Annotated in this window: 23 protein-coding genes; 2 read left to right on the top strand and 21 right to left on the bottom strand. The window is 64.4% G+C overall.

Annotated features, from left to right (window positions below; translation table 11 throughout):
• From HV773_RS12065 to HV773_RS12050, 4 genes are all read right to left on the bottom strand, one after another.
• Positions 1-417: electron transfer flavoprotein subunit beta/FixA family protein (locus tag HV773_RS12065; RefSeq protein ID WP_175195273.1), on the bottom strand; the 417-nt coding region annotated here is incomplete at its 3' end.
• A 293-nt stretch (positions 418-710) separates the two neighbouring features.
• Positions 711-1,520, bottom strand: coding sequence for a MetQ/NlpA family ABC transporter substrate-binding protein (locus HV773_RS12060; protein ID WP_129562512.1), 810 nt, complete (start codon positions 1,518-1,520; stop codon positions 711-713).
• 40 nt (positions 1,521-1,560) lie between these two features.
• On the bottom strand, positions 1,561-2,214 hold the full coding sequence (locus HV773_RS12055; protein ID WP_129562513.1) for a methionine ABC transporter permease: 654 nt from the start codon (positions 2,212-2,214) through the stop codon (positions 1,561-1,563).
• The gene (locus HV773_RS12050) at positions 2,204-3,238 is read right to left on the bottom strand and encodes a methionine ABC transporter ATP-binding protein (protein ID WP_129562514.1); all 1,035 of its coding nucleotides are present in this window, start codon (positions 3,236-3,238) and stop codon (positions 2,204-2,206) included. The genes HV773_RS12055 and HV773_RS12050 overlap by 11 nt, the downstream gene beginning before the upstream one ends.
• A 279-nt stretch (positions 3,239-3,517) precedes the next feature.
• On the opposite strand from HV773_RS12050, the gene HV773_RS12045 reads away from it, so the two are divergent.
• Positions 3,518-4,423, top strand: coding sequence for an alpha/beta hydrolase (locus HV773_RS12045; RefSeq protein WP_129562515.1), 906 nt, complete (start codon positions 3,518-3,520; stop codon positions 4,421-4,423).
• 35 nt (positions 4,424-4,458) lie between these two features.
• On the opposite strand, the gene HV773_RS12040 is transcribed toward HV773_RS12045, so the two are convergent.
• A complete protein-coding gene (locus HV773_RS12040; protein WP_129562516.1) occupies positions 4,459-5,277 on the bottom strand; it encodes an enoyl-CoA hydratase in 819 nt (272 codons plus the stop codon).
• 76 nt (positions 5,278-5,353) lie between these two features.
• The gene (locus HV773_RS12035) at positions 5,354-6,280 is read right to left on the bottom strand and encodes a histone deacetylase family protein (protein ID WP_129563374.1); all 927 of its coding nucleotides are present in this window, start codon (positions 6,278-6,280) and stop codon (positions 5,354-5,356) included.
• A gap of 261 nt (positions 6,281-6,541) precedes the next feature.
• On the opposite strand from HV773_RS12035, the gene mltB reads away from it, so the two are divergent.
• Positions 6,542-7,807 carry a lytic murein transglycosylase B gene (mltB, locus tag HV773_RS12030; RefSeq protein WP_129562517.1) on the top strand — a complete coding sequence of 422 codons (1,266 nt, stop codon included), beginning with the start codon at positions 6,542-6,544 and terminating at the stop codon, positions 7,805-7,807.
• Positions 7,808-7,912: 105 nt separating this feature from the next.
• Here mltB and cysM read toward each other — a convergent pair whose 3' ends face one another.
• From cysM to serC, 15 genes are all read right to left on the bottom strand, one after another.
• Positions 7,913-8,815: a cysteine synthase CysM gene (cysM, locus tag HV773_RS12025; RefSeq protein ID WP_129562518.1), complete on the bottom strand. Its 903-nt coding sequence runs from the start codon at positions 8,813-8,815 to the stop codon at positions 7,913-7,915.
• A gap of 217 nt (positions 8,816-9,032) precedes the next feature.
• Positions 9,033-9,404, bottom strand: a complete 372-nt coding sequence (locus HV773_RS12020; protein ID WP_129562519.1) for a ComEA family DNA-binding protein — start codon at positions 9,402-9,404, stop codon at positions 9,033-9,035.
• A gap of 77 nt (positions 9,405-9,481) precedes the next feature.
• Positions 9,482-10,474 carry an ADP-glyceromanno-heptose 6-epimerase gene (gene rfaD, locus HV773_RS12015; protein ID WP_129562520.1) on the bottom strand — a complete coding sequence of 331 codons (993 nt, stop codon included), beginning with the start codon at positions 10,472-10,474 and terminating at the stop codon, positions 9,482-9,484.
• A gap of 118 nt (positions 10,475-10,592) precedes the next feature.
• The gene (gene rfaE1, locus HV773_RS12010) at positions 10,593-11,588 is read right to left on the bottom strand and encodes a D-glycero-beta-D-manno-heptose-7-phosphate kinase (protein ID WP_174220058.1); all 996 of its coding nucleotides are present in this window, start codon (positions 11,586-11,588) and stop codon (positions 10,593-10,595) included.
• Positions 11,548-12,957 carry a UDP-glucose dehydrogenase family protein gene (locus HV773_RS12005; RefSeq protein ID WP_129562522.1) on the bottom strand — a complete coding sequence of 470 codons (1,410 nt, stop codon included), beginning with the start codon at positions 12,955-12,957 and terminating at the stop codon, positions 11,548-11,550. The genes rfaE1 and HV773_RS12005 overlap by 41 nt, the downstream gene beginning before the upstream one ends.
• 55 nt (positions 12,958-13,012) lie before the next feature.
• Positions 13,013-14,188: a lipopolysaccharide assembly protein LapB gene (gene lapB, locus HV773_RS12000; RefSeq protein WP_129562523.1), complete on the bottom strand. Its 1,176-nt coding sequence runs from the start codon at positions 14,186-14,188 to the stop codon at positions 13,013-13,015.
• Between the two features lie 106 nt (positions 14,189-14,294).
• Positions 14,295-14,588 carry a lipopolysaccharide assembly protein LapA domain-containing protein gene (locus HV773_RS11995; RefSeq protein ID WP_129562524.1) on the bottom strand — a complete coding sequence of 98 codons (294 nt, stop codon included), beginning with the start codon at positions 14,586-14,588 and terminating at the stop codon, positions 14,295-14,297.
• Positions 14,589-14,849: 261 nt separating this feature from the next.
• Positions 14,850-15,173, bottom strand: a complete 324-nt coding sequence (locus tag HV773_RS11990) for an integration host factor subunit beta (protein WP_035522478.1) — start codon at positions 15,171-15,173, stop codon at positions 14,850-14,852.
• 25 nt (positions 15,174-15,198) lie between these two features.
• On the bottom strand, positions 15,199-16,929 hold the full coding sequence (rpsA, locus tag HV773_RS11985; RefSeq protein ID WP_129562525.1) for a 30S ribosomal protein S1: 1,731 nt from the start codon (positions 16,927-16,929) through the stop codon (positions 15,199-15,201).
• Positions 16,930-17,101: 172 nt separating this feature from the next.
• Complete coding sequence (cmk, locus tag HV773_RS11980) at positions 17,102-17,821, bottom strand: (d)CMP kinase (protein WP_129562526.1); 720 nt, start codon at positions 17,819-17,821, stop codon at positions 17,102-17,104.
• 28 nt (positions 17,822-17,849) lie between these two features.
• Positions 17,850-19,160, bottom strand: coding sequence for a 3-phosphoshikimate 1-carboxyvinyltransferase (gene aroA, locus HV773_RS11975; protein ID WP_175195272.1), 1,311 nt, complete (start codon positions 19,158-19,160; stop codon positions 17,850-17,852).
• A gap of 66 nt (positions 19,161-19,226) precedes the next feature.
• Complete coding sequence (locus tag HV773_RS11970) at positions 19,227-20,204, bottom strand: prephenate dehydrogenase (protein ID WP_175195270.1); 978 nt, start codon at positions 20,202-20,204, stop codon at positions 19,227-19,229.
• Positions 20,205-20,241: 37 nt separating this feature from the next.
• Positions 20,242-21,348: a histidinol-phosphate transaminase gene (gene hisC, locus HV773_RS11965; RefSeq protein ID WP_129562527.1), complete on the bottom strand. Its 1,107-nt coding sequence runs from the start codon at positions 21,346-21,348 to the stop codon at positions 20,242-20,244.
• 133 nt (positions 21,349-21,481) lie between these two features.
• Positions 21,482-22,564, bottom strand: a complete 1,083-nt coding sequence (gene pheA / locus HV773_RS11960; RefSeq protein WP_129562528.1) for a prephenate dehydratase — start codon at positions 22,562-22,564, stop codon at positions 21,482-21,484.
• Positions 22,565-22,636: 72 nt separating this feature from the next.
• Positions 22,637-23,719, bottom strand: coding sequence for a 3-phosphoserine/phosphohydroxythreonine transaminase (serC, locus tag HV773_RS11955; protein ID WP_129562529.1), 1,083 nt, complete (start codon positions 23,717-23,719; stop codon positions 22,637-22,639).
• Between the last annotated feature and the right edge of the window lie 33 nt (positions 23,720-23,752).

Below are 23,752 nucleotides of genomic sequence, written 5' to 3'. Positions count from 1 at the left end.
TTGCGGCAGGTTCGCCAGCGCGGCGAGCATCTGGCCGGTCTGGTTCGAATCGTCGTCGATGGCCTGCTTGCCGAGGATCACCAGTTGCGGCTGCTCCTTGTCGACGAGGGCTTTCAAAAGCTTCGCGACAGCCAGCGGCTGCAGGTCTTCATTCGACTCGATGAGGATCGCGCGGTCTGCGCCGATCGCCAGCGCCGTGCGCAGCGTTTCCTGCGCTTGCGCAACACCAGCGGACACGGCGATCACTTCCGTCGCCACACCGGCTTCCTTCAGACGAACCGCTTCTTCAACAGCGATTTCGTCGAACGGGTTCATCGACATTTTCACGTTAGCGATGTCGACGCCCGTGCCATCCGACTTCACACGAACCTTGACGTTGTAATCGACTACGCGCTTGACTGGCACAAGGACTTTCATTCACATGCTCCGAAGTTACGAATACGTCAACCTGGCGGACATTATAGCGATAGCGTTCCCGCTCGCACCCACCCGCCAGCACATTTCCCGCACGGTCCGCTTCTGACCCCGCTTACCCATTTCTGGTCTGGCGGCTATCCCATATTGCGAACGATCGTGCGATTTTATGTCGGAAAAAACCCGGACATCAAGCCCGGGCTTTTCCAACCGAATTCTCTACCTAACCCAACACCATACAGGCGACTACCCCACAGCGCAAACCAGGCCTACTACGCAGGCGTTGCCTGACGCACTCACCACGCGGCAATCACCGCCCCGCCAAACTTCTGCTCGACGTACTGCTTGACTTCCGGCGAGTGGTATGCGGCCACGAGCTTGGCGGCCCACGGCTTGTTGCGATCCGCAGCGCGGATCGCAACGATGTTCACATAAGGCCCCTTCGGGTCCTCGATCGCAATCGCGTCCTGCTTCGGCTTGAGCCCCGCTTCCATCGCGAAGTTCGTGTTGATCGCCGCGGCGTCCACGTCGTCGAGCGAGCGCGGAATCTGTGCAGCGTCGAGTTCGACGATCTTCAGCTTCCTGGGATTCTCGACGATATCACGCGGCGTTGCCTTCAAACCTGCATCGGCGCGCAACTTGATGAGGCCCTGTTTCTGCAGCAACAGCAGCGCGCGGCCACCATTGGTCGGATCATTGGGAACCGCAATGCGTGCACCGGACTTGAGTTCAGCGAGCGTCTTGATCTTCTTCGAGTAGATGCCCATCGGGAACGTAACCGTGTCGGCGAGCTTGATGAGCTTGTAGCCACGATCCTTCACCTGCGCGTCGAGATACGGCTCGTGCTGATAGCTGTTCGCATCGAGGTCGCCGCTCGCGAGCGCCGCGTTCGGCTGCACGTAGTCGGAGAACTCGACGATCTTGATCGTGAGTCCGTTCTTCGCCGCAACCTGCTTCACCACTTCCATCACCTGCTCGTGCGGGCCGCCCGTCACGCCCACCTTGATGGTCTCGTCGGCGTGCGCCGTGAGCGGCGCGAACAGCGGCGCGGCGATCGAAGCCGCACCAAGCGCAGCCGCCAGCCGGATCATGAAACGACGTTGCATACCCAACCTTTGTCCTGAGTGAAAATTATCGAAGGACTGCTTATTTATGGCTCAAGCGCCGCACGAGCCAGTCGCCGAACGACTGCACGAGCTGCACGAACACGATCAGGATCACGACGACGATCAGCATGACTTCGGGCTCGAAGCGCTGATACCCGTAACGGATGCCCAGGTCGCCGAGACCGCCGCCGCCGATCGCGCCCGCCATTGCCGAATAACCGACGAGCGAGATGAACGTGATGGTCAAGCCAGCCACCACGCCCGGCAACGACTCAGGCAGCAGCACCTTGAAGACGATCTGGTGCGTGCTCGCGCCCATGGCCTGGGCGGCTTCGATGAGACCGCGATCGACTTCGCGCAGCGCGGTTTCCACGAGACGCGCGATAAACGGCGCGGCGGAAATGGTGAGCGGCACGATGGCGGCCGCAGTGCCGATCGACGAGCCCACCACGACGCGCGTGAACGGAATCACGGCAACCAGCAGGATGATGAACGGCGTCGAGCGCACGGCGTTGACGATCCCGCCCATCGCGCGATTGACGGCGAGGTTCTGCAGCACGCCGTCGCGGTCGGTCAAATAGAGCAGCACGCCGAGCGGCAGGCCGATGGCCGCGCCCACCACGCCGGAAATGCCCACCATGACGAGCGTCTCCCAGAACGACTGGACGAACATATCGAACATTTCAGTCCACATGAGACAGCTCCTCCACCACCACACCCTGCTCGCGCAGCCACGCGATCGCCTGCGCGACCTTCACCGGATCGCCGCCCGCGAGCACCGCGAGCGAGCCGAACGCCTGCCCCTGGATCTCGTCGATCTGGCCGTGCAGGATGTTGAAATCGAGCTCGAAACGGCGGATCGTCTCCGAGAGCACCGGCTGATCGACGCCCGTGCCCGTGAAGGCCAGACGCAGCAGATGCCCGCTGCCCTTCGCGAGTCGCTCGGCCACGCGCGCCTTGAGCGCGGGCGGCAGCTCCTGTGCGATCACGTCGCCGAGCAGCGCGCGCGTGACTTCATGACGCGGCTGCAGGAACACGTCAATCACGGGACCGGTTTCCACGACACGGCCCGCATCGAGCACGGCCACGCGGTCGCAGACCTGTTTGATCACTTCCATCTGGTGCGTGATCATCACGATGGTCAGATTCAGCTCGCGATTGATCTTGCGCAATAAGTCGAGAATCGCCCGCGTGGTTTCCGGGTCGAGAGCGGAAGTCGCCTCGTCCGAAAGCAGCACCTTGGGCTTGCTCGCGAGCGCGCGCGCGATGCCCACGCGCTGCTTCTGGCCGCCGCTGATCTGCGACGGATAGCGGTCTTTCTGTGCGGAGAGGCCGACGAGTTCGAGCAGCGGCAGCACCGCCTCCTCGATCTGCGGACGCTTCATGCCCGCGAGTTCGAGCGGCAGCGCGACGTTGTCGAACACCGTGCGCGACGAGAGCAGATTGAAATGCTGGAAGATCATGCCGATCTCACGGCGCGCCTCGCGCAAATCCGCGCTGGAGAGCGACGTGAGCGTGCGCCCGTTGACGACGATGTCGCCTTCGGTGGGCCGCGTGAGCAGATTGATGGTGCGTACGAGCGTGCTCTTGCCCGCGCCGCTGCGCCCGATGATGCCGAACACTTCCCCCGGCGGAACCGTCAGATTGACGTTGTGCAGCGCCTCGATCCAGCCTTGTGGGCCGGCGAAGCGCTGGGAAACGTTTCGAATTTCGATCATGAAAAAAACGAAACGGCGGATGTGCCGCGCGCCGCGTTGCCTGTGCCGCGATCTTTCAATCGCTCAAGACGCGTCGCGCCGGCAGACAGCCGCCGCTTGATGGACTGGAATTAGCTCGACATTTTACCCTGGTGGGCAAATTCCTATTAATAATCATTTCCGATACTTTCATAACTCTGGAGTATTAGAGGAGGATTGCTGCGTCATGCCCGAAATCGGGTGCTACCCTCTGCCGACCGTTCAGCACGAAATCAATAAATAGCAGGGAGAGCATCGACGATGGAGACAACCCAACCCAGGGATGCGGCACGCGCAGCATCGGCGGCCAATGCCCCGCCGCAGCGCACAACGCTGCGCGCCCGCGACGGCACCGAGTTGCCGCTCTACGCCTGGTACGCCCCAACCGCCGAGCCACGCGCGGCCATTGCACTCGTGCACGGCCTCGCCGAGCATGCGGGCCGCTATGCGGCGCTCGCGGCGCGCCTGAACACGGCGGGCATCGACGTCTATGCGATCGATCTTCGTGGGCATGGACACGCGGGCGGACGCCGCGCATGGGTCACCCGCTTCGACGATTATCTCGACGATGCCGAGGCGCTAGTCGAGCATGCGGCCGCACAATGCCGCGCTCGCAAGACGCCGCTCTTCCTGATGGGTCATAGCATGGGCGGCGCGATTGCCGCGCTCTATGCGATCGAGCGCGCCCCGCGCACGGACGTCCCGTTCGCGGGCCTGCTGCTTTCCAGCGCAGCGCTCGCGCCGGGCCGCGACGTGCCGAACTGGATGATCGCCGCGAGCCGGGTGATGAGCGCGGTCTGGCCGAGCTTTCCCGCCATGAAGATCGACGCGGCCCTGCTCGCGCGCGACGCCGCTGTGGTCGCGGCAAACCGCGCCGATCCGCTAGTTCACCACGGCGCGATTCCCGCGCGCACGGGCGCCGAGTTGCTCGAAGCGATGAAGCGCATCGAGGCGGGCCGCGCGAACTTGCGCATGCCAGTGCTGATCTGGCATGGCACTGCGGACAAGCTCACGGAGCCCGAAGGCAGCCGCGCGTTCGGCGCGCAGGTGGGGTCGCCCGACCGGACCCTCACGCTCTACGAAGGCAGTTATCACGAGACGCTCAACGATCTCGACCGCGAACGCGTGATCGGCGCAATGATGGATTGGATCGACCGCCACTGCTGACGGTCACGCGAACGGGCGCGGGGCCGCGCCCACGCCTACTTGCCCGAACGCTTCTCGATAAACGCCTGCACGCCGTCGAGCGCCGGGTCGGTCATCATGTTGCAGGCCATGGTCTGCCCGGCTAGTTGATACGCGGCCTCGACACCCATCTCCAGTTGCCGGTAAAACAGCCCCTTGCCCGCCGCCACCGCCTCGCGCGGCTTCGCACAAATGCTCGCGGCAAGCGCGGTCACGGCAGCATCGAGTTCTTCCGCAGCGACCACGCGGTTCACGAGCCCTTCGCTCAAGGCCCTCTGAGCGTCGATGAATTCGCCCGTCATCAGCATCTCGAACGCGGCCTTGCGCGAGACGTTGCGCGTGAGCGGCACCGCCGGCGTCGAGCAGAACAACCCGAGGTTGATGCCCGACACCGCGAAACGCGCCGATTCGGCGGCCACGGCGAGATCGCACATCGCGACGAGCTGGCAGCCCGCCGCCGTCGCGACGCCCTGCACGCGCGCGATCACGGGCTGCGGCATCGACTGGATCGCGAGCATCATCTTCGAGCAGCGCGCGAAGAGCCGCTTGTAGTAATCGAGCGAAGGCGCTGCGCGCATTTCCCGCAGATCGTGACCGGCGCAGAACGCGCGGCCCGCCGCTGCAATCACCACGACGCGCGCATCCGACTTCGCGATTGAGGCCAATTGCGCCTGCAACGTGTCAATGAGCGCTTCGGAAAGCGCGTTAAATGCATCAGGCCGGTTCAACGTGAGACGCACGACGCCGGGCACGCCATACGCGTCGTGCGCGACGTCGACGAGCGACGCGGCATCGGCAGAGGAAGACGATGAAGACGAAACGCCTGCGGCACTCATGATGCACGGCTCCTTCTAACGTAGGCGGGCCCGATGCGACCGCGCGGGATTCGGGAAACGGCGGCGGCCGCCTCGCTCAGATATCGGCCAGCGCGCGCAGATGCGCCACCACGCTGCGCCCCAGCGCCGACAAGTTGTAGCCACCTTCCAGACAGCTCACGATGCGCCCCTTCGCGTGGCGTTTCGCGACCTCGCGGATCTGTTCGGTGATCCACGCGTAGTCGTCCTCGACGAGGCCCAGGTTGCCGAGATCGTCCTCGCGGTGCGCATCGAAACCCGCCGAGACGAACACCATCTCCGGCTTGAACTCGTGCAGGCGCGGCAGCCACATGATGTCGATCGCCTCGCGCACGTCCATGCCCTTGCTGCGCGCCGGCATCGGTACGTTGACCATGTTCGGCGCCTGGTTGTCCGCGCCCGAGAACGGATAGAACGGGTGCTGGAAGATGCTGCACATGAGCACGCGCGAATCGCCCGCAAACGCGGCCTCCGTGCCGTTTCCATGATGCACATCAAAGTCGACGATCGCGACGCGCGAGAGGCCATGCACATCAAGCGCATGGCGCGCCGCAACCGCGACGTTGTTGAAAAAGCAAAAGCCCATGGCGCGCGCGGGCTCGGCGTGATGGCCGGGCGGGCGCACGCTGCAAAACGCGTTCTCGTAGCGGCCCTCGATCACGGCGTCGGTTGCGGCCACGGCCACGCCCGCCGCGCGCAACGCCGCCTGCAACGTGTGGGGGTTCATCGACGTGTCGGGGTCGATCGCCGCGTAGCCTTCCTGCGGCGAGAGCTCGCGCAAATAGTCGAGATGCGCCTGAGTGTGCACGCGCAGAAGCGCGGCATCCACAGCGAGCGGCGCGGAATCGTCGCGCTCGATCAGCGCATCGATGCGGCTCGCAATGAGTTGGTCTTCGATCGCCTGCAGGCGCGCGGGGCATTCGGGATGCCACTCGCCCATTTCATGCAGCAGGCAGTCGGGATGCGAGAAAAAGCCGGTCGTCATGTCTCGTGCTGGCCGCACCGTGCGCTCGAGTCGGCACTCGGGCACGCTGCGGGTCTCCATCAGGTCTTTCGTCGGGTTTGCCGTGCAGGCGTTTAACCATCGCACGGGCCGCGTTCGAGCGCGAACAGTTGCCACGTTACCACAGCGCCCCCGCACATCACCCGCGAGCCCGCACCGGCGCACATCCAGGCGCTTTCAGCTCCAAGGGCTCGGGTATACTGCGCCGGGTCACGTCCTCTCGCTCAAATCCGCCCGCCTGCCATGACGCAAAAGCCCGCGCACCCGTCCGCTTCATCCGCCCTCAGCCAACCGCGCTTCAAGTCTTTCGCCGTCGCGCTTTGCGCCGTGGCGGCACTGTCGGCATGCGCCGAGCAGGCGCAATCGACGAAACCCGCGAAAGCAGCGCAACCGGCGCAATCCATGGGACAGGCTACGCCCGGCGCGAACCAGAAGCCCCCCGCGCCCGTCCAGACGCCGCAGCAAGGCACCACGCAAAACGGCCAGACGTTCGAAGAGGAAATCGTCCCGCAGCGCTATGCGAACAATGCCAATGTCGACACATTCATTAACGACATGGTCGCGCGCTACGACTTCAACTCCAACGCGCTGCACGCGCTCTTCTCGACCGTGAGCTATTCGGCCACGGCGGTGAAGCTCGTCACGCCCTCGCCCACGCCGAGCGCGAAGAACTGGCGTGCCTACCAGGCGCGTTTCCTCGACACGGTGCGCATCAACGCGGGCGTGCGCTTCTGGCGCGAGAACCAGGCCACGCTGCAGCGCGCGGCCGACCAGTTCGGCGTGCCGCCCGAGGTGATCGTCGGCATCATCGGCGTGGAAACGATCTACGGGCGCTACATGGGCAACTTCCGCGTGCTCGATGCGCTCACCACGCTCGCCTTCGATTATCCGGATACGCCCAATCGCACCGATCGCATGGCGACGTTCCGCAAGAATCTCGAAGACTATCTCGTATGGACGCGCGACCAGCAGATCGATCCGAGCTCGGTGCTCGGCTCGTACACGGGCGCGATCGGCATCCCTCAATTCCTGCCGAGCAGCATCGTGCAATACGCCGTCGATTTCGAGGGCGATCATCATATCGACCTGCGCAATAGCCCCGCTGATGCGATCGGCAGCGTCGCCAACTATCTGAAGCAGAACGGCTGGGAGGCGGGCCGCCCCGTGGTGTGGAAGATCGCAAACGACGCGGGCAGCCAGGGCATCGCGCAAGCCGCCGCCGACGGCAAGCCCGAGCCGCGCATGCCGCTCGCGCAATTGATGCGCTCGGGCCTCGCCCTGAACGAGCCGAGCGTGGACCTCGCCGCCGAGGGCAGCACGCCGGTCACGGTCATCGACCTGCCTACGCCGGGCCGCGCGACCGAGTACATGCTCGGGCTGAAAAACTTCTATGTGCTCACGCGCTATAACCGCAGCTTCTTTTACGCGCTCGCGGTCTATCAGTTGGGCCAACGCGTGAAGGCGCAGATGCTCGCGACCGGTGGCGCACAATCGGCGCAGCGCCAGTAAACGTCGGCAAGCGCCGATAGCAAAACGGGCGGGTTGTCTCCCGAGAGACAACCCGCCCGTTTTCAATTCAGGCACGGATTCGCGCGTTTTACCGCGCCACGGCAATCAGGCCGGAAACACCCCAGTCGACAAATAGCGATCGCCACGGTCGCAGACGATGAACACGATCGTCGCATTCTCGACCTGGCGCGCAATGCGCAAGGCCACCTCGCACGCCCCGCCCGACGAAATGCCCGCAAAAATGCCCTCCACCGAGGCAAGGCGGCGCGCCATCGCTTCGGCGGCGGCCTGGCTCACGTTTTCGGTACGATCCACGCGGCTGCGGTCGAAGATCTTCGGCATGTAGGCTTCCGGCCACTTGCGGATGCCGGGAATACGCGACCCCTCTTCGGGCTGTGCACCGACGATCTCGATCGCCTGGCTCTGCTCCTTGAGGTAATGCGACGTACCCATGATCGTGCCCGTCGTGCCCATCGACGAAACAAAGTGCGTAATGCGCCCTTCGGTCTCGCGCCAGATTTCCGGGCCGGTGCCCTCGTAGTGCGCAAGCGGATTGTCGGGATTGGCGAACTGGTCGAGGATGATGCCCTTGCCATCGCGTTGCATCTGCTCAGCGAGGTCGCGTGCATATTCCATGCCGCCCTTCACGGGCGTGAGCATGATCTCGGCGCCATAGGCGGCCATGCTCTGGCGACGCTCGACGGACAGGTCCTCGGGCATGATCAGCACCATCTTGTAGCCACGAATGGCTGCGGCCATGGCCAGCGCAATGCCGGTGTTGCCGCTGGTGGCTTCGATGAGCGTGTCGCCCGGCTTGATGCGGCCGCGTTCTTCGGCCTTGCGAATCATCGACAGCGCCGGCCGGTCCTTCACTGAGCCCGCCGGGTTATTGCCTTCCAGCTTGGCCAGCACGATGTTGTTGCGGGCGCGAATCTCGTCGTCGATCACGCGGACGAGCTGCACGAGCGGCGTATTGCCGATCGTATCTTCAATGGTCTTGTATGGCATAAGTAATGGCGGTCGGGCGCCGTTCTGGCGTGATGGGTGATTTTTCGATTCTAAACCACGCAGCTTTCCTGCGCTGAGGGAGCCCTGAAGGCGTAAGGGATGTCGACGGCGCAAAAAACCCGCGGCCCGGGCCGCGGGTCGATCTCGCTGGAGCAACGCCTGAAGGAGACGACCCCGCGAGTATCAAACAGGTGTCCTGAATAAAAAGGAGAAAAAACTACTTCTTGACGGCCACCGTTGCGGCTTGCGGTTGCACGGTCGTGGTCTTCGCGGGGGCGGCCTTCGCACCAGCCTGTGCGGTCTGCGCGCCTTGCACCGCCTGCGCATTCGCAGGCCCGACCGCCAATCCTTCGGACTGCAAACGTTCTACGGTATGACCACCGAGGCCCTTCACGCGCTTGCCGAGATCGGATGCATCCTTGAACGGGCCATGCGCGCTACGCTCGTCGAGAATGGCCTTGGCGCGCGCGGGCCCGATGCCCTTGATGCCGCGCAGCGCGTCCTCGTTGGCCGTGTTGACGTCCACGGCCGCGAACACCTGGCCGAATGCGGCAACGAGCGCTGCCGCGGCGAGCAATTTCTTGATCATGCTGGATCTCCTTGGGTGCCGACGCCGGCGACCATCGCCGGCGAGGAGAGTCCAGTTTAGGGAGACGCGACCTTCGCTTACACCTGGCCGGACAGCCAGCGCACGTAGCGATCGACACCCTCTTGCACCGTCAGGAACGGTGCATCGTAGCCCGCTGCGCGCAGCTTCGCGAGATCGGCTTGCGTGAAGCACTGGTACTTGCCGCGCAGCGCATCGGGGAACGCAATGTACTCGATGAGGCCCTGCTGCACCTGCTCTTCGAGCGTGAGCGCGCTCTTGCCGTCCATGACGCGCAGCGTGTTGACCACCGTGCTCGCGATGTCGTTGAACGGTTGTGCGCGGCCGCTACCGAGATTGAAGATGCCGCTTTTCTCGGGATGATCGAAGAAAAACAGGTTGACCTTCACGACGTCTTCGACGGAAACGAAGTCGCGCGTCTGCTCGCCCTGCGCATAGCCGTTGTATTCGCCGAACAGCTTCACCTTGCCTTCGGCGCGGAACTGATTGAAGTTGTGGAACGCCACCGAGGCCATGCGGCCCTTGTGCGTCTCGCGCGGCCCATACACGTTGAAATAGCGAAAACCCGCGATCTGGCTTTGCGCGGTGGGCAGCACGCGGCGGATCACCTGGTCGAACAAGAACTTCGAATAGCCATAGACGTTCAGCGGCGCTTCCACTTCGCGGTCTTCGACAAAGCGGCTCGAGCCGCCATAGATGGCCGCCGACGACGCATACAGAAACTGCGCGCCTTGCGCGAGGCAAGTGTCGAGCACCGCCCGGCTAAAGCGGAAGTTGTTGTCCATCATGTAGCGGCCGTCGGTCTCCATGGTGTCCGAACAGGCGCCTTCATGAAACACCGCGCGCACCTTGCCGAAGTCGCCGCGCGCAAAGCGCTCGACGAACTCGGTTTTGTCGAGATAGTCGTCGATCTCGCAGTCGACGAGATTCTTGAACTTGTCCGCGCGAGTGAGATTGTCGACGGCGATGATGCGGTCTTCGCCGCGTTCATTCAGCGCCTTGACGATGTTGCTGCCGATGAAGCCGGCCGCGCCGGTCACAATGAGGGTCATGGTAGTTCTGCGGTGAAGAGGTTCACGCGAGGCCGGGAAAACTCTCCGGAAATCCCTGCCTCACCGCGCCCGTCGAGAGGCCGCGCTCACTGTTCGCAAGCGGGCCACTCGCGGAACGTCATTGAAAGAGTTCGTCGTAGTCGACGGTGGCGGTGCCGAGCTTGCCGACCACGATGCCGGCGGCGCGGTTCGCGAGCGCGACAGCCGCGACGAGCGAGAGGCCCGCGCCCAGCGAGGCCGCGACGGTCGCGATCACGGTGTCGCCAGCACCCGAGACATCATACACTTCGCGTGCGACAGCCGGCGCGTGCAGCACGCCGGCATCGGAAAAGAGCGTCATACCCTCTTCCGAGCGCGTGAGCAACAGCGCGTCGAACTGCAACTCCTGGCGCAGCTTCGTCACGCGTGCGAGCAGATCCGCTTCGGACTTCCAGCCCCCCACCACCTCGCGCAACTCCGCGCGGTTCGGCGTGATGATGCTCGCGCCGCGATAGCGCTCCCAGTCGTCGCCCTTCGGATCGACCAGCACGGATTTGCCAGCGGCGCGCGCCTTCGCGATCATCTGCGTGACGTGCGTGAGGCCGCCCTTCGCGTAGTCCGACATCAGGATCACGTCGTGCGAGGGCAGCAGCGCGTCGAAGCGCGCGAGGCCCGCGAGCAGCGCCTCATGCGCGGGCGTTTTTTCGAAGTCCACACGCAACAACTGCTGCTGGCGCGACAGCACGCGCAGCTTGATCGTGGTGGGCAGCGCGGGATCGCGCTCGAGATACGCGGTCACGTGGCTCTCGCCGAGCAGCTCGACGATGCGCTCGCCCGGCTCGTCATGCCCCACCACGCACAGGAGCCCCGCGCTCGCGCCGAGCGCCGCCGCGTTGCGCGCCACGTTGGCCGCGCCGCCGAGGCGGTCCTCCTGGCGCTGCACATGGACCACCGGTACCGGCGCTTCTGGCGAAATGCGGTTGACGTCGCCGAACCAGTAGCGGTCGAGCATCACGTCGCCCACCACCAGCACGCGCGACGCCGCGAACTTCTCGCGCGGCACGACCGTGACCTCGGGCGCGAGCGCCGCGTTCTCAGGCTGCTGGGGCTGCTGCATCGCTTGCGTGTCTGACATGAGGCCGTCCAATCGAGTGGTAGTCAAAACCGAGCTCCGCCATCGCGTCGGGCTCATAGAGGTTGCGCCCGTCGAAAATGCGCGGCGCCTTCAGCGTGTCTTTCAGATACTCGAAGTCGGGAGCCTTGAACGCCGTCCATTCAGTGACGATCACGAGCGCATCGGCACCCTTGAGCGTCTCGTCCTGGCTCGCCGCGAACGTAAGGCGCGCGTGCTGATCCGGCACGCCGGCGAGATCGAGCGCGAACACGCGCCGCGCTTCGTCGGTCGCGACCGGATCGTAAGCCGAAACCGTCGCGCCGCGCGTGAGCAGCTCGGCGATCAGGCGGCGGCTCGGCGCCTCGCGCATGTCGTCGGTGTTCGGCTTGAACGCGAGACCCCAGACCGCGAAGCGCTTACCTGTCAGGTCCTCGCCGAACGACTTGACGATCTTCTGCACGAGCACGTCCTTCTGCTCATCGTTCACGTTCTCGACCGCTTCCAGAATGCGCAGATTCTGCCCCGACTCGGCAGCCGTGCGGATCAGCGCCTGCACGTCCTTCGGGAAGCACGAGCCGCCATAGCCGCAGCCCGCGTAGAGAAAGTGATAGCCGATGCGCGGGTCGGAGCCGATGCCGCGCCGCACCGACTCGATGTCGGCGCCCACGCGGTCAGCGAGATTCGCCATCTCGTTCATGAACGAGATGCGCGTGGCGAGCATGGCGTTGGCCGCGTACTTGGTGAACTCGGCCGAGCGCACGTCCATATAGATCGTGCGTTCGTGGTTACGGTTGAACGGTGCATAGAGGCGCTTGATCTTCTCGCGTGCGAGCTCGCCGTTCGCGTCGTCGTCAATGCCGACGATGATGCGGTCCGGGCGCATGAAGTCGTCGACCGCTGCGCCCTCTTTCAGGAACTCGGGGTTCGAGACCACCGAGAAGCGGTGCTGGCTGCTGCCATCGAGGCCGCGCTTCGCAAGCTCTTCGGCGAGCACGGCCTGCACGCGCTGGGCGGTGCCCACCGGCACCGTCGACTTGTCGACGATCACCTTGAAGCCATTCATGTAGCGGCCAATGCTGCGCGCGGCTTCAAGCACGTACTGCAGGTCCGCCGAGCCGTCTTCGTCGGGCGGCGTGCCCACGGCGATGAACTGGACTTCGCCGTGCGCGACGCTTGCGGCGACGTCGGTGGAAAACGTGATGCGGCGGGCACGGCGGTTGCGCTCGATGAGTTCGAGCAGACCCGGCTCATGGATCGGCACGCCGCCGCCGTTCAGGATATCGATCTTGCGCGGATCGACGTCGAGGCAGAACACGTCGTGACCGATTTCGGCAAGGCACGCCCCGGTGACGAGGCCGACATAGCCGGTACCGATAATGGTGATTTTCATACGCGCTCCGGTGACAAATTCGGAAATGGATGTTGCTTATGCGTCGATGCGCGCATCAACCTGATGCAGGGATGGGCTCGACGCGGCGCGGCGCATAGGTTTCCCAGCCGCTGCAGCCGGGGCACTGCCAGTAGAAAAGGCGCGCCCGGAAGCCACAATTCTGGCACGTGTAACGCGGCAGATTCTTGGTGCGCTGCTGGATCAGCTTGCTCATGAGTTCGAGTTCGCTGCGCCGCGGCTCTTCGGCGTTAGCCTGCTGCGCTTCGAGCAGACGCGTCATGCCGGCGAGATTCGGCGACTTCTGCATCTGCGTGCGGGCGAGCGTATGAGCCGCGCCGGGGCCGCTCAGCTCGGCCACGTATTTATAGGCGACATCGAGCAGATCGTTCGAGGAATAGCGGTCAACCCATTCGGTAAGCAGTTGCGCCCCTTCCTGCGCGCGGCCCAGCGCCTCGTAGCCCTTCATGATTTTCTCGGCCACCAGCGGCAGATAGGCGGGATTCTGGGCCTCGACACGCTTCCACTGCGCGAGCGCGGCCTGCCAGTCGCCGCTCGCGGCGTCCACGTCGCCGCCGAGAATCGTCGCGCGCACGCTCTGCTCGTTGGCTTTGAGCGCAAGCACAAGCTGACGCCGCGCTTCGTCCGGGTTCTTGCGCTGGAGCGCCTCCTGCGAAAGCTCGCAGTGGAACTGGGCGATTTCGAGGCCGAGCGGCGCCGCCCCCATGGTTTCGAGCAAACGCGCTGTCTCGATCGAGCGATTCCAGTCCTTCTCGATCTCGTAGATCGTGAGCAGCGCACGCTGCGCGCCCTGTGCGTAGTCGCCCGACTTGAGCATGCTGAAGGTCTCTTCGGCGCGATCGAGCATGCCGGCTTTCAGGAAGTCCTGGCCAAGCTCATAGAGCGCGTGATCACGCTCGTTCACGGGCAGGTCCGAGCGCGACAGCAGATTCTGGTGCACGCGAATCGCTCGATCGGTTTCACCGCGTCGGCGAAACAGGTTGCCGAGCGCGAAGTGCAGTTCGACGGTTTCCGGATCGAGCTTGGCAACTTCGATGAACGCGTCGATGGCCTTGTCGGGCTGCTCGTTGAGCAGGAAATTCAGGCCCTTGAAATACGAACGCGGCAGATTGGCGCTTTCGGAGAGCAGCGCCTTCAGGTCATAGCGCGACGCCATCCAGCCGAGCGCAAACGCGACGGGAATGACGAGCAGCCACCAAAAATCGAGATCCATGCGAGCGATGGTAAAAGCGGTAATCAGGCCGCGCGCTGCGGACGCCCCTCAGGCGCCTGTAAAGCGCTTAGGTGGCATCGACGGCGCACGGCACGGTAATTCAAAATCAGATAAGCGGCGGCAGCGGCGGTTCCGCGGGCGTTGCGGGCGCTTCCTTCGCGGTACGCAGGTCGCGCTTCAGGCGCCCGTTCTCCATGCGCAGCCGGAACATCGCGGGCAACGCCGAAAGCAGGCCGGCCAGCAGCCCCACAACGAAGAACGCCAGCCCGATCAGAATCAGCGGAGCCTGCCACGAATAGCCGGCCAGGACGTGCAGCGTCGCAGGATCCGTGTTCTCCAGTGCGAGCACGAGCAATAACACGAACACCAGTACACGGATCACCCAGGCGATAAATCTCATGAAGGATTCTCTTGGCAGTTGCGGGAATGCGCCGGCGCCGCCCCGCTGCTGCGCCGCAGCACCGGCCGCGCCGAAGTGTCCCGTATTGTAATGGAACGGCCCGCGAGCCGGCACGTGCGCAAAGCCGCAAGCCGCACCCAAAAAACGCGGACGAAAAAAAAGCGCCGGGTTTCGAAAAACCCTGCGCTTTTTTCGGTCCATGCACTGGCCATCTGGCATTGACCGCCAACGGCTGCAACCGCTGCGAATACCCTGCGGCGCTTACAGATCGTCGTCCGGCTCGTCTGCCTTCAGCGGCTCGCCCGAATGACGGTCGACGCGCTCGCGCAACTCCTTGCCAGGCTTGAAATGCGGCACGAACTTCTCAGGCACCAGCACCTTTTCACCCGACTTGGGATTGCGTCCGACGCGCGACGGCCGGCGATTCAAGCCGAAACTGCCAAAGCCACGAATTTCGATGCGATGGCCCTTGGCAAGCGCCTCGGACATCGCATCGAGCATCGTCTTGACCGCGAAATCCGCATCCTTGAGAACAAGTTGCGGAAATCGCGTAGCCAGCTGCGCGACCAATTCAGATTTGGTCATACTTCAGCTTGCCCCCGTTTGAGGCTTACTGGTTCTGGCCGTCGAGCTTGGCCTTGAGCAGCGCGCCGAGGTTGGTCGTGCCGGTGGCAGCCGAACCCGTGTCCGACGACATGCTGCGCAGGGCTTCCTGCGTCTCGGCCGAATCCTTCGCCTTGATCGACAGGTTGATGCCACGCGACTTGCGATCGATGTTGATGATCATCGCGTTGACCTTGTCGCCTTCCTTCAGCACGTTGCGAGCATCTTCCACGCGATCTTGCGCGATTTCCGAAGCACGCAGGTAGCCTTCGACGTCCGCCGTCAGCGTGATGACCGCACCCTTCGCGTCCACCGACTTCACGACGCCGTCGACCGTTGCGCCCTTGTCGTTGATCGCGACGAAGTTGCTGAACGGGTCGCCTTCGAGCTGCTTGATGCCGAGGGAGATACGCTCCTTCTCGACGTCGATGCCCAGAACCACGGCCTCGACTTCGTCGCCCTTCTTGTACTTGCGGACAGCTTCTTCGCCGGTTTCCGACCACGACAGGTCCGAAAGGTGAACCAGACCGTCGATGCCGCCAGGCAGGCCGATGAACACGCCGAAGTCGGTGATCGACTTGATCGCGCCTTGCAGCTTGTCGCCCTTCTTGAAGTTGCGGCTAAAGTCATCCCACGGGTTGGCCTTGCACTGCTTCATGCCGAGGCTGATACGGCGGCGGTCTTCGTCGATCTCGAGGACCATGACTTCGACTTCGTCGCCCAGCTGGACAACCTTCGACGGAGCAACGTTCTTGTTGGTCCAGTCCATTTCCGACACGTGAACCAGGCCTTCGATGCCCGATTCGACTTCGACGAACGCGCCGTAGTCGGTGATGTTCGTGACCTTGCCGAACAGGCGCGTGCCCGACGGGTAACGGCGCGAGATGCCTTCCCACGGATCGTCGCCCAGTTGCTTGATACCGAGCGAAACGCGGTTCTTTTCCTGGTCGAACTTGAGGATCTTGGCCGTGACTTCCTGGCCAACCGACAGCACTTCCGACGGATGACGCACGCGACGCCATGCGATGTCGGTGATGTGCAGCAGGCCGTCGATGCCGCCGAGGTCCACGAACGCGCCGTAGTCGGTGATGTTCTTGACCACGCCGTTGACAATCGCGCCTTCCTTCAGCGTCTCGAGCAGCTTTGCGCGCTCTTCGCCTTGGGTAGCTTCGATCACTGCACGGCGCGACAGCACGACGTTGTTACGCTTGCGGTCGAGCTTGATGACGCGGAATTCGAGCGTCTTGCCTTCGTACGGCGTCGTGTCCTTGACCGGACGCGTGTCGACGAGCGAACCCGGCAGGAACGCGCGGATGCCGTTGACCATGACGGTCATGCCGCCCTTGACCTTGCCCGTGATCGTGCCGGTCACGAGTTCGTTGTTGTCGAGGGCCTTTTCCAGCGACAGCCACGAAGCGAGACGCTTCGCCTTGTCGCGCGACAGGATGGTGTCGCCGTAGCCGTTTTCCAGCGCGTCGATCGCGACGGAAACGAAATCGCCCGCCTGCACTTCCACTTCACCCGCGTCGTTCAGGAACTCTTCGAGCGGAATATAGGCTTCGGATTTGAGACCAGCGTTCACGACCACGAAGTTGTGGTCAACACGCACGACTTCGGCGGAGATCACTTCGCCGGCGCGCATGTCTTGACGGGTCAGCGACTCTTCGAACAGAGCCGCGAAAGATTCGGTATTCGGGGTGGAGGTTTGCAGGTCGGACATAAAAATCTGGATTTGCATGGTTTTCGCTGCACGCCAGCCAGTTTTGGCCGGTCGGGCGTTGAGGCCGGAACGCTCACGATCGCGGCACGGACGCAAAAGCCATACGGGGTTAAAGGGTTTAACAAACGCCCCGCTTCACAGCAGGGCACCACTACGCACTACAACTGCTCTTTACTGACTGCGCTCGCTTCTACGACTTGCCGTGGCCATCGGGATGGCGCACGGAGCGCAGCTGGCTCGACTCCTGGTACCACTGCACGACCTGTTCGACCGCCTGGTCGATGGACAGCGCCGAGGTATCCAGCAGCTTCGCATCCGCTGCGGGCTTGAGCGGTGCGGCCGCGCGATTGCTGTCGCGCGCGTCGCGTTCACGCAAATCCCGGAGCAAGTCATCCATATTAGCAGAAAAACCTTTTTGGATCAATTGCTTATACCGGCGAGCCGCGCGGGCCTCCACGCTGGCCGTCAAGAACACCTTCAGGTCGGCGTCCGGGAAGATCACCGTGCCCATGTCGCGGCCATCGGCGACGAGGCCCGGGAGCTTGCGGAACGCCCGCTGACGGGCCACCAGCGCGGTGCGCACGGACGGATGCGCGGCGATCACGGAGGCCCGGTTGCCGACTTCCTCGGCGCGGATTTCGTTCGAAACGTCAACGCCGTCGAGTTGCGCGAGGCCTTCGCGGAACGTGATGTGGAGATCGTCGATCAGCTTTGCAAGGCCGTCGGCATCATCGGCCGCAATCGCGTAACGCATGCTCGCGAGCGCGGCGAGCCGGTACAGCGCGCCGCTGTCGAGCAGGTGGAAGCCCATATGCGCGGCAACCAGCGTGGCCACCGTGCCCTTGCCGGAGGCAGTCGGGCCGTCGATCGCGATCAGGGGCGTCGGATAAAAGGGACGAGTCGGTTTCATGCGGCGAAAGGATTCGGCTGCGGTGGAATCAAGGTTGCGCGAGCGCCAGGAAGCGCTCGAAATAATCGGGGAACGTCTTGCCGACGCACTTCGGGTCGTTGATGCGCACCGGCACGCCGCCGAGGCTCACGAGCGAGAAGCACATGGCCATGCGGTGATCGTCGTAGGTGTCGATCGCGGCGTTCGGCGTAAGCTTTTCGGGCGGGCGCACGATCAGGTAGTCGGGCCCCTCTTCCACGTCGGCGCCCACCTTGCGCAACTCTGTGGCCATCGCCGCGATGCGGTCGGTTTCCTTCACGCGCCAGCTCGCGATGTTGCGCAGCGTGGTCGCGCCATCGGCAAAGAGCGCCGCCACGGCGATGGTCATTGCCGCATCGGGAATCAGATTGAAATCCATGTCGATGGGATCGAGCTTGCCGTGATCGTTGCCGATGCCGCGCACCTCGATCCAGTCGTCGGCCACCGTCACGTTCGCGCCCATGCGCATGAGCGCGGCGGCAAAGTCGACGTCGCCCTGAATGCTCGCGCGGCCCACGCCCTCCACGCGCAGCGGACCGCCGCCGATGGCGCCCGCCGCGAGAAAGTACGACGCCGACGAGGCATCGCCCTCGACCATGATCTTGCCCGGCGACCGGTAACGCACGCCAGTTCCGGCGGGCACCTCGAAACGCTGCCAGCCGTGGCGCTCGACCTTCACGCCGAAGCGCTCCATCAGCTTGATGGTGATGTCGATGTAGGGCTTCGAGATCAGCTCGCCGTCCACTTCCACAACGGTCACGCCGCCCTCGGCGCGCACGAGCGGCAGCGTCATGAGCAGCGCGGTGAGGAACTGGCTCGACACGCCGCCGCGCACACGGATGGGCGCATCGACGCTAATTTGCGCCGGGCGGATGCGCAGCGGCGGGTAACCGTCGTTCTCTTCGTAATCGATCTTCGCGCCGATCTGGCGCAGGCCGTCGACGAGGTCACCGATGGGCCGCTCGTGCATGCGCGGCACGCCGTGGATGCGATAGTCGCCGCCATTCACGGCGAGCGCCGCCGTGAGCGGACGCACCGCCGTGCCCGCGTTGCCGAGGAACAGGTCCGCCTGTTTCGCCGTGAACGCGCCGCGCGTGCCCTGCACCACGCAGGTGTCGCCTTCGCGCGTGAGCTTCACGCCGAGCTTCGCGAGCGCGTCGAGCATCACACGGGTGTCGTCGGAGTCGAGCAGGTTCGTGATCGTCGTTTCGCCTTCGGCGAGCGCCGCGAGCAGCAGCACGCGGTTCGAGATGCTCTTCGAGCCAGGCAGGCGAACCGTGCCGGATGCACGGGTGAACGGTCCGAGATCGAGGTGTTCCATGAGCGTGTCCTGATAGTGCGATAACGGCGGGCTTCAGAATGATGCCCCGCGCCGCATGACTGTTGCCTACTTGCCGGGGGCCGCGTCGGTAGCACCGGGCGCGATCTGGGAGTCCCCCGCCGCTGCGCCGCCTGCGCCATTCGCGCGCTTGCCGCCGCGTTCCTGCCATGCCTCGCGCGCCGCGCGCGAGCGCGCGAACACCGTTTCGAGCGCCGCGCCGTCGCCGGCATCGATGGCCATGCGTAGCTTCGCCAGCACATCAGTGTAGGCGTCGAGCTCGGCGAGCAGCGCCGCGCGGTTCGCGAGGCAGACGTCGCGCCACATTTCGGGGCTCGACGCGGCAATACGCGTGAAGTCGCGGAACCCGCCCGCGGCGAACGAGAATTTCAATTCGGCGTCGGGCGTGGCCAGAATCTGGTCGACGAGCGCGAACGAAAGCACGTGCGGCAGATGGCTCACCGAGGCGAAAACGCGATCGTGCTGCACAGCCGGCATCTGACCGATGACTGCACCCGTGGCGCGCCACATCGCGGCGATGCGCTCGACCGCCTCGGGCGCGTTTTCCTCGAGCGGACACAGCACGACGTTGCGGCCCACGTACAGGTCCGGCAACGCTGCTTCGACGCCGCTCGATTCGCGGCCCGCGATCGGATGCCCCGGCACGAACTGGCCGATGCGTCCACCCAGCGCCGCGCGCGCGGCGGCAATCACGTCGCCCTTGGTGCTGCCAGCGTCGGTAACGATGGTGTGCGGCTGCAAATGCGGCGCGATGCGTTCGAGCAGCGCCTGCGTCTGTGCGACGGGCGCCGCGATCAGCACGAGGTCCGCGCCGTCGAGCGTGGAGGCCAGCGCCGCTTCGTCGTCAAGCGTCACGGCCGCGTCGATCACGCCCAGTTCCAGCGCCCGCGCGACCGAATGAGCGCGTCGGCCCACGCCAATCACCTGGCCAGTAGCGCCACCGCGCTCGCGCAAAGCGCGCGCGAGCGATCCACCGATCAGGCCGACGCCGAAAATCACCAGTTTGTTGAAGGAAAACGCGCTCACGCCATCACCGGAATAAAGAAAAATTGCGCGCCCATGCTCATGCGAGCGCACGTTCGAGCGCCGCGAGGAATGCCGCGTTCTCCTCGGGCAGGCCGATGGTCACGCGCAACCACTGCGGCAGGCCATAGCCGCCTACCGGGCGTACGATCACGCCCTGCTTGAGCAGCGCGAGATTGACGCGATCTCCGGCCTGGTCGTCCGTGCCCATACGCACGAGCACAAAGTTGCCGTCCGAGGGCACGTACTCGAGACACATGCGCTCGAACGCGGCAGTCAGCGTGCGATAGCCCTCGGCGTTCAACGCAGCGCTCTTCTCGAGGAAAGCGGTATCGCCGAGCGCCGCAACCGCTGCGGCCTGCGCAAGCGTGTTCACATTGAACGGCTGACGCAGCCGGTTGAGCAGATCGGTCAGTTCGGGCTGCGCGATCGCGAAGCCGATGCGCAGGCCCGCGAGCCCGTATGCCTTCGAGAACGTGCGCGAGACCAGCAGGTTCGGATAGCGGCGCACCCACGCGATCGAGTCGTAGCGCTTGTCCGCCGCGAGATACTCGGTATAGGCCTCGTCGAGCACCACGGCAATGTGGCGCGGCACCCTGGCAATGAACGCTTCAAGCGCGGCGCCGTCGATGAAGGTGCCCGTTGGATTGTTCGGGTTCGCCACGAAAATCAGACGCGTATCGTCGGCAATGGCCGCGAGCATCGCATCCAGATCGTGGCCGTACCGCACGGCCGGCGTCACGAGATGGCGCGCGCCGAGCCCCTGAGTCGCGAGCGCATAGACCGCGAACGAATACTGCGAATAGACGATCGACTGGCCACGCTCGACAAACGCGTGCGCCGCCATTTCGAGGATGTCGTTGCTGCCGTTGCCCAGCGTGATCCACTCGGGCGGCACGTCGTAGCGCGCGGCAAGCGCGGCCTTCAGTTCGAACGCGTTCGAATCCGGGTATCGGCCCAGCTCGCTTGCAGCCTGCGCAATCGCTCGCTGCGCCGACTCGGGCATGCCGAGCGGATTCTCGTTCGACGCGAGCTTCACAATGCGCGCCTCGTCGAGACCGAACTCGCGGGCAACTTCGGAAATCGGCTTGCCGGCGACATACGGCGCGATCGCGCGCACATACGAAGGGCCGAATTGCGTGGTCATGCGTATTTCTCCAGTATCGGCGAAGGTTCGTGCGAAGCAATGGCTCCGCCCCGTGCACGATCAAGCGGGACGCTGCCGGCTTCGGCCGCCGCGCCGCTGAGGTGCGTGGCCGGAACCGGGCGCAAAGCCGAACTTAGCGCGAACGCGGATACGAGCCGAGAATCTTCAGGAATGCAGCTTTCTTGCCCAGCTCTTCGAGCGCGGCAGCCACAGCCGGCTCGTCGCGATGGCCTTCGAAGTCGATGTAGAAGTAGTACTCCCACGTGCCGACGCGCGCCGGGCGCGACTCGAAGCGCGTCATCGACACACCGTGGCGCGCGAGCGGCTCGAGCAGCTTGTAGACGGCGCCCGGCTCGTTCTTCACCGAGACGATCATCGAAGTCTGATCGTGGCCCGACACGCCCGCCGGCTGCTTGCCGATCATCACGAAGCGCGTGCGGTTATGCGGATCGTCCTGAATCAGCGCATTGGCGATCGAAAGGCCGTAGTGCGTGGCCGCGCGCTCGCCGGCGATGGCCGCGATGGTCGGATCTTGCGCTGCAAGGCGCGCGGCCTCGGCGTTGCTCGACACAGCCTGGCGCTCCAGTTGCGGCGCGTTGACGGTGAGCCAGCGCTGGCACTGCGCAAGCGCCTGCGGGTGCGCACACACGCGCGTCACGCCGTCGAGCTTGCCGCTTTGCGTCATCAGGTTGTGCTGGATCGGCAGCGCGATTTCACCGCCGATCACGAGCTGCGTCTGCAGGAGCAGATCGAGCGTGCGCGACACCGCGCCTTCGGTCGAATTCTCGACCGGCGCGACGCCGAATTCCGCAGCGCCCGACTCGACCGAGCGAAACACCTCGTCGATGGACGGACACGGCATGCCGTCGATCGACTGACCGAAGTATGCGAACGTCGCCTGCTCGGAATAGGTGCCGACCGGGCCGAGATACGCAACCGAGATGGTCTTTTCGAGCGAGCGGCTCGCGGCCATGATCTCGCGCCAGATCGCGCTGATGTGATCGTTGCCGAGCGGACCGTCGCTCAGGTTCTGCAGGCGCTCGATCACCTGGAGCTCGCGCTCCGGGCGGAATACGGGTGCGTTGAAGTGCTTCTTGACCTCGCCCACTTCGAGCGCCACCGCCGCGCGCTGGTTCAGGAGCGCTATGAGCTGGGCATCGATCGCGTCGATACGCTCGCGCAGCGGCTTGAGTTGTGTGTTGAGTTCGTCGTCCATGCGTGAAACCGGCAATCTGAAAGAAGATGCGAGGAGATACGCGCAGCGCGTTGCTGCGGGGCGTTGGCCCCGTCAGGCGTGCTTTGCCTCGAAGTCCTTCATGTACTCGACCAGTGCCTTCACTGCTTCGAGCGGCACCGCGTTGTAAATCGACGCCCGCATGCCGCCGACGGACTTGTGGCCCTTCAGCTGCAGAAGCCCGCGCGCCTTCGCGCCGGCCAGGAAATCATCGTTACGTGTTTCATCGGCGAGGAAGAACGGGACGTTCATCCGCGAGCGCGCGCGACGCTCCACCTTGTTGATGTAGAAGCTGCTCGCGTCGATCGTGTCGTAGAGCAACTGCGCTTTTTCGATATTGCGCGCCTCGATGGCCGTGAGGCCGCCCTGACGCTTGAGCCACTTGAACACGAGGCCCGCGATGTAAATCGCGTAAGTGGGAGGCGTGTTGAACATGGAGTTGTTCGCGGCAACGGTCTTCCACTCGAACGCCGACGGGCAAATAGGCATCGCGCGGTCGAGCAGGTCTTCGCGCACGATCACGACCGTCACACCGGCCATGCCGATGTTCTTCTGCGCGCCGCCATAGAGCACGCCGTATTTGGCGAGGTCCATCGGGCGCGAGAGGATGTGCGACGAGGCGTCGGCCACGAGCGGGATGTCGCCCAGATCGGGAATCTCGAACGTCTCCACGCCGTCGATTGTCTCGTTCGTGCACAGATGCACGTAGGCGGGATCGTCGGAGAGCTTCCACTCGCCCTTCGCCGGCGCGTGCGTGAAGCCCGCTTCGGTGCGGCCCGTCGCGGCGATGTGCGCCGCGCCATACTTGAGCGCTTCCTTCTGCGACTTCTGCGACCACGAGCCCGTGATCACGAAGTCGGCGCGCGGCTTCACGCCGAACAGGTTCAGTGGAACGATCGCGTTCTCGCCAATGCCGCCGCCCTGCAAAAACAGGATCTGGTGGCTCGCCGGCACCTGCATCAGTTCGCGCAGATCAAGCAGCGCCTCGCTGTGGATCTGCATGAATTCCGGGCCGCGATGGCTCATTTCCATCACGCTCATGCCGCTGCCGTGCCAATCGAGCATTTCGTCGGCAGCCTGCCGGAGCACCTCTTCGGGCAATGCAGCCGGACCGGCGGAGAAGTTGAAGACGCGCATCGTAAGGGGATCCCCGAGGCAGGCGCCACGGCC

This window comes from Paraburkholderia caffeinitolerans (assembly GCF_902859945.1).
GTDB classification, from domain to species: Bacteria; Pseudomonadota; Gammaproteobacteria; order Burkholderiales; family Burkholderiaceae; genus Paraburkholderia; species Paraburkholderia caffeinitolerans.
Note: the sequence above shows the minus strand (reverse complement) of the source record. Positions and strands in the feature narration are given on the sequence as shown.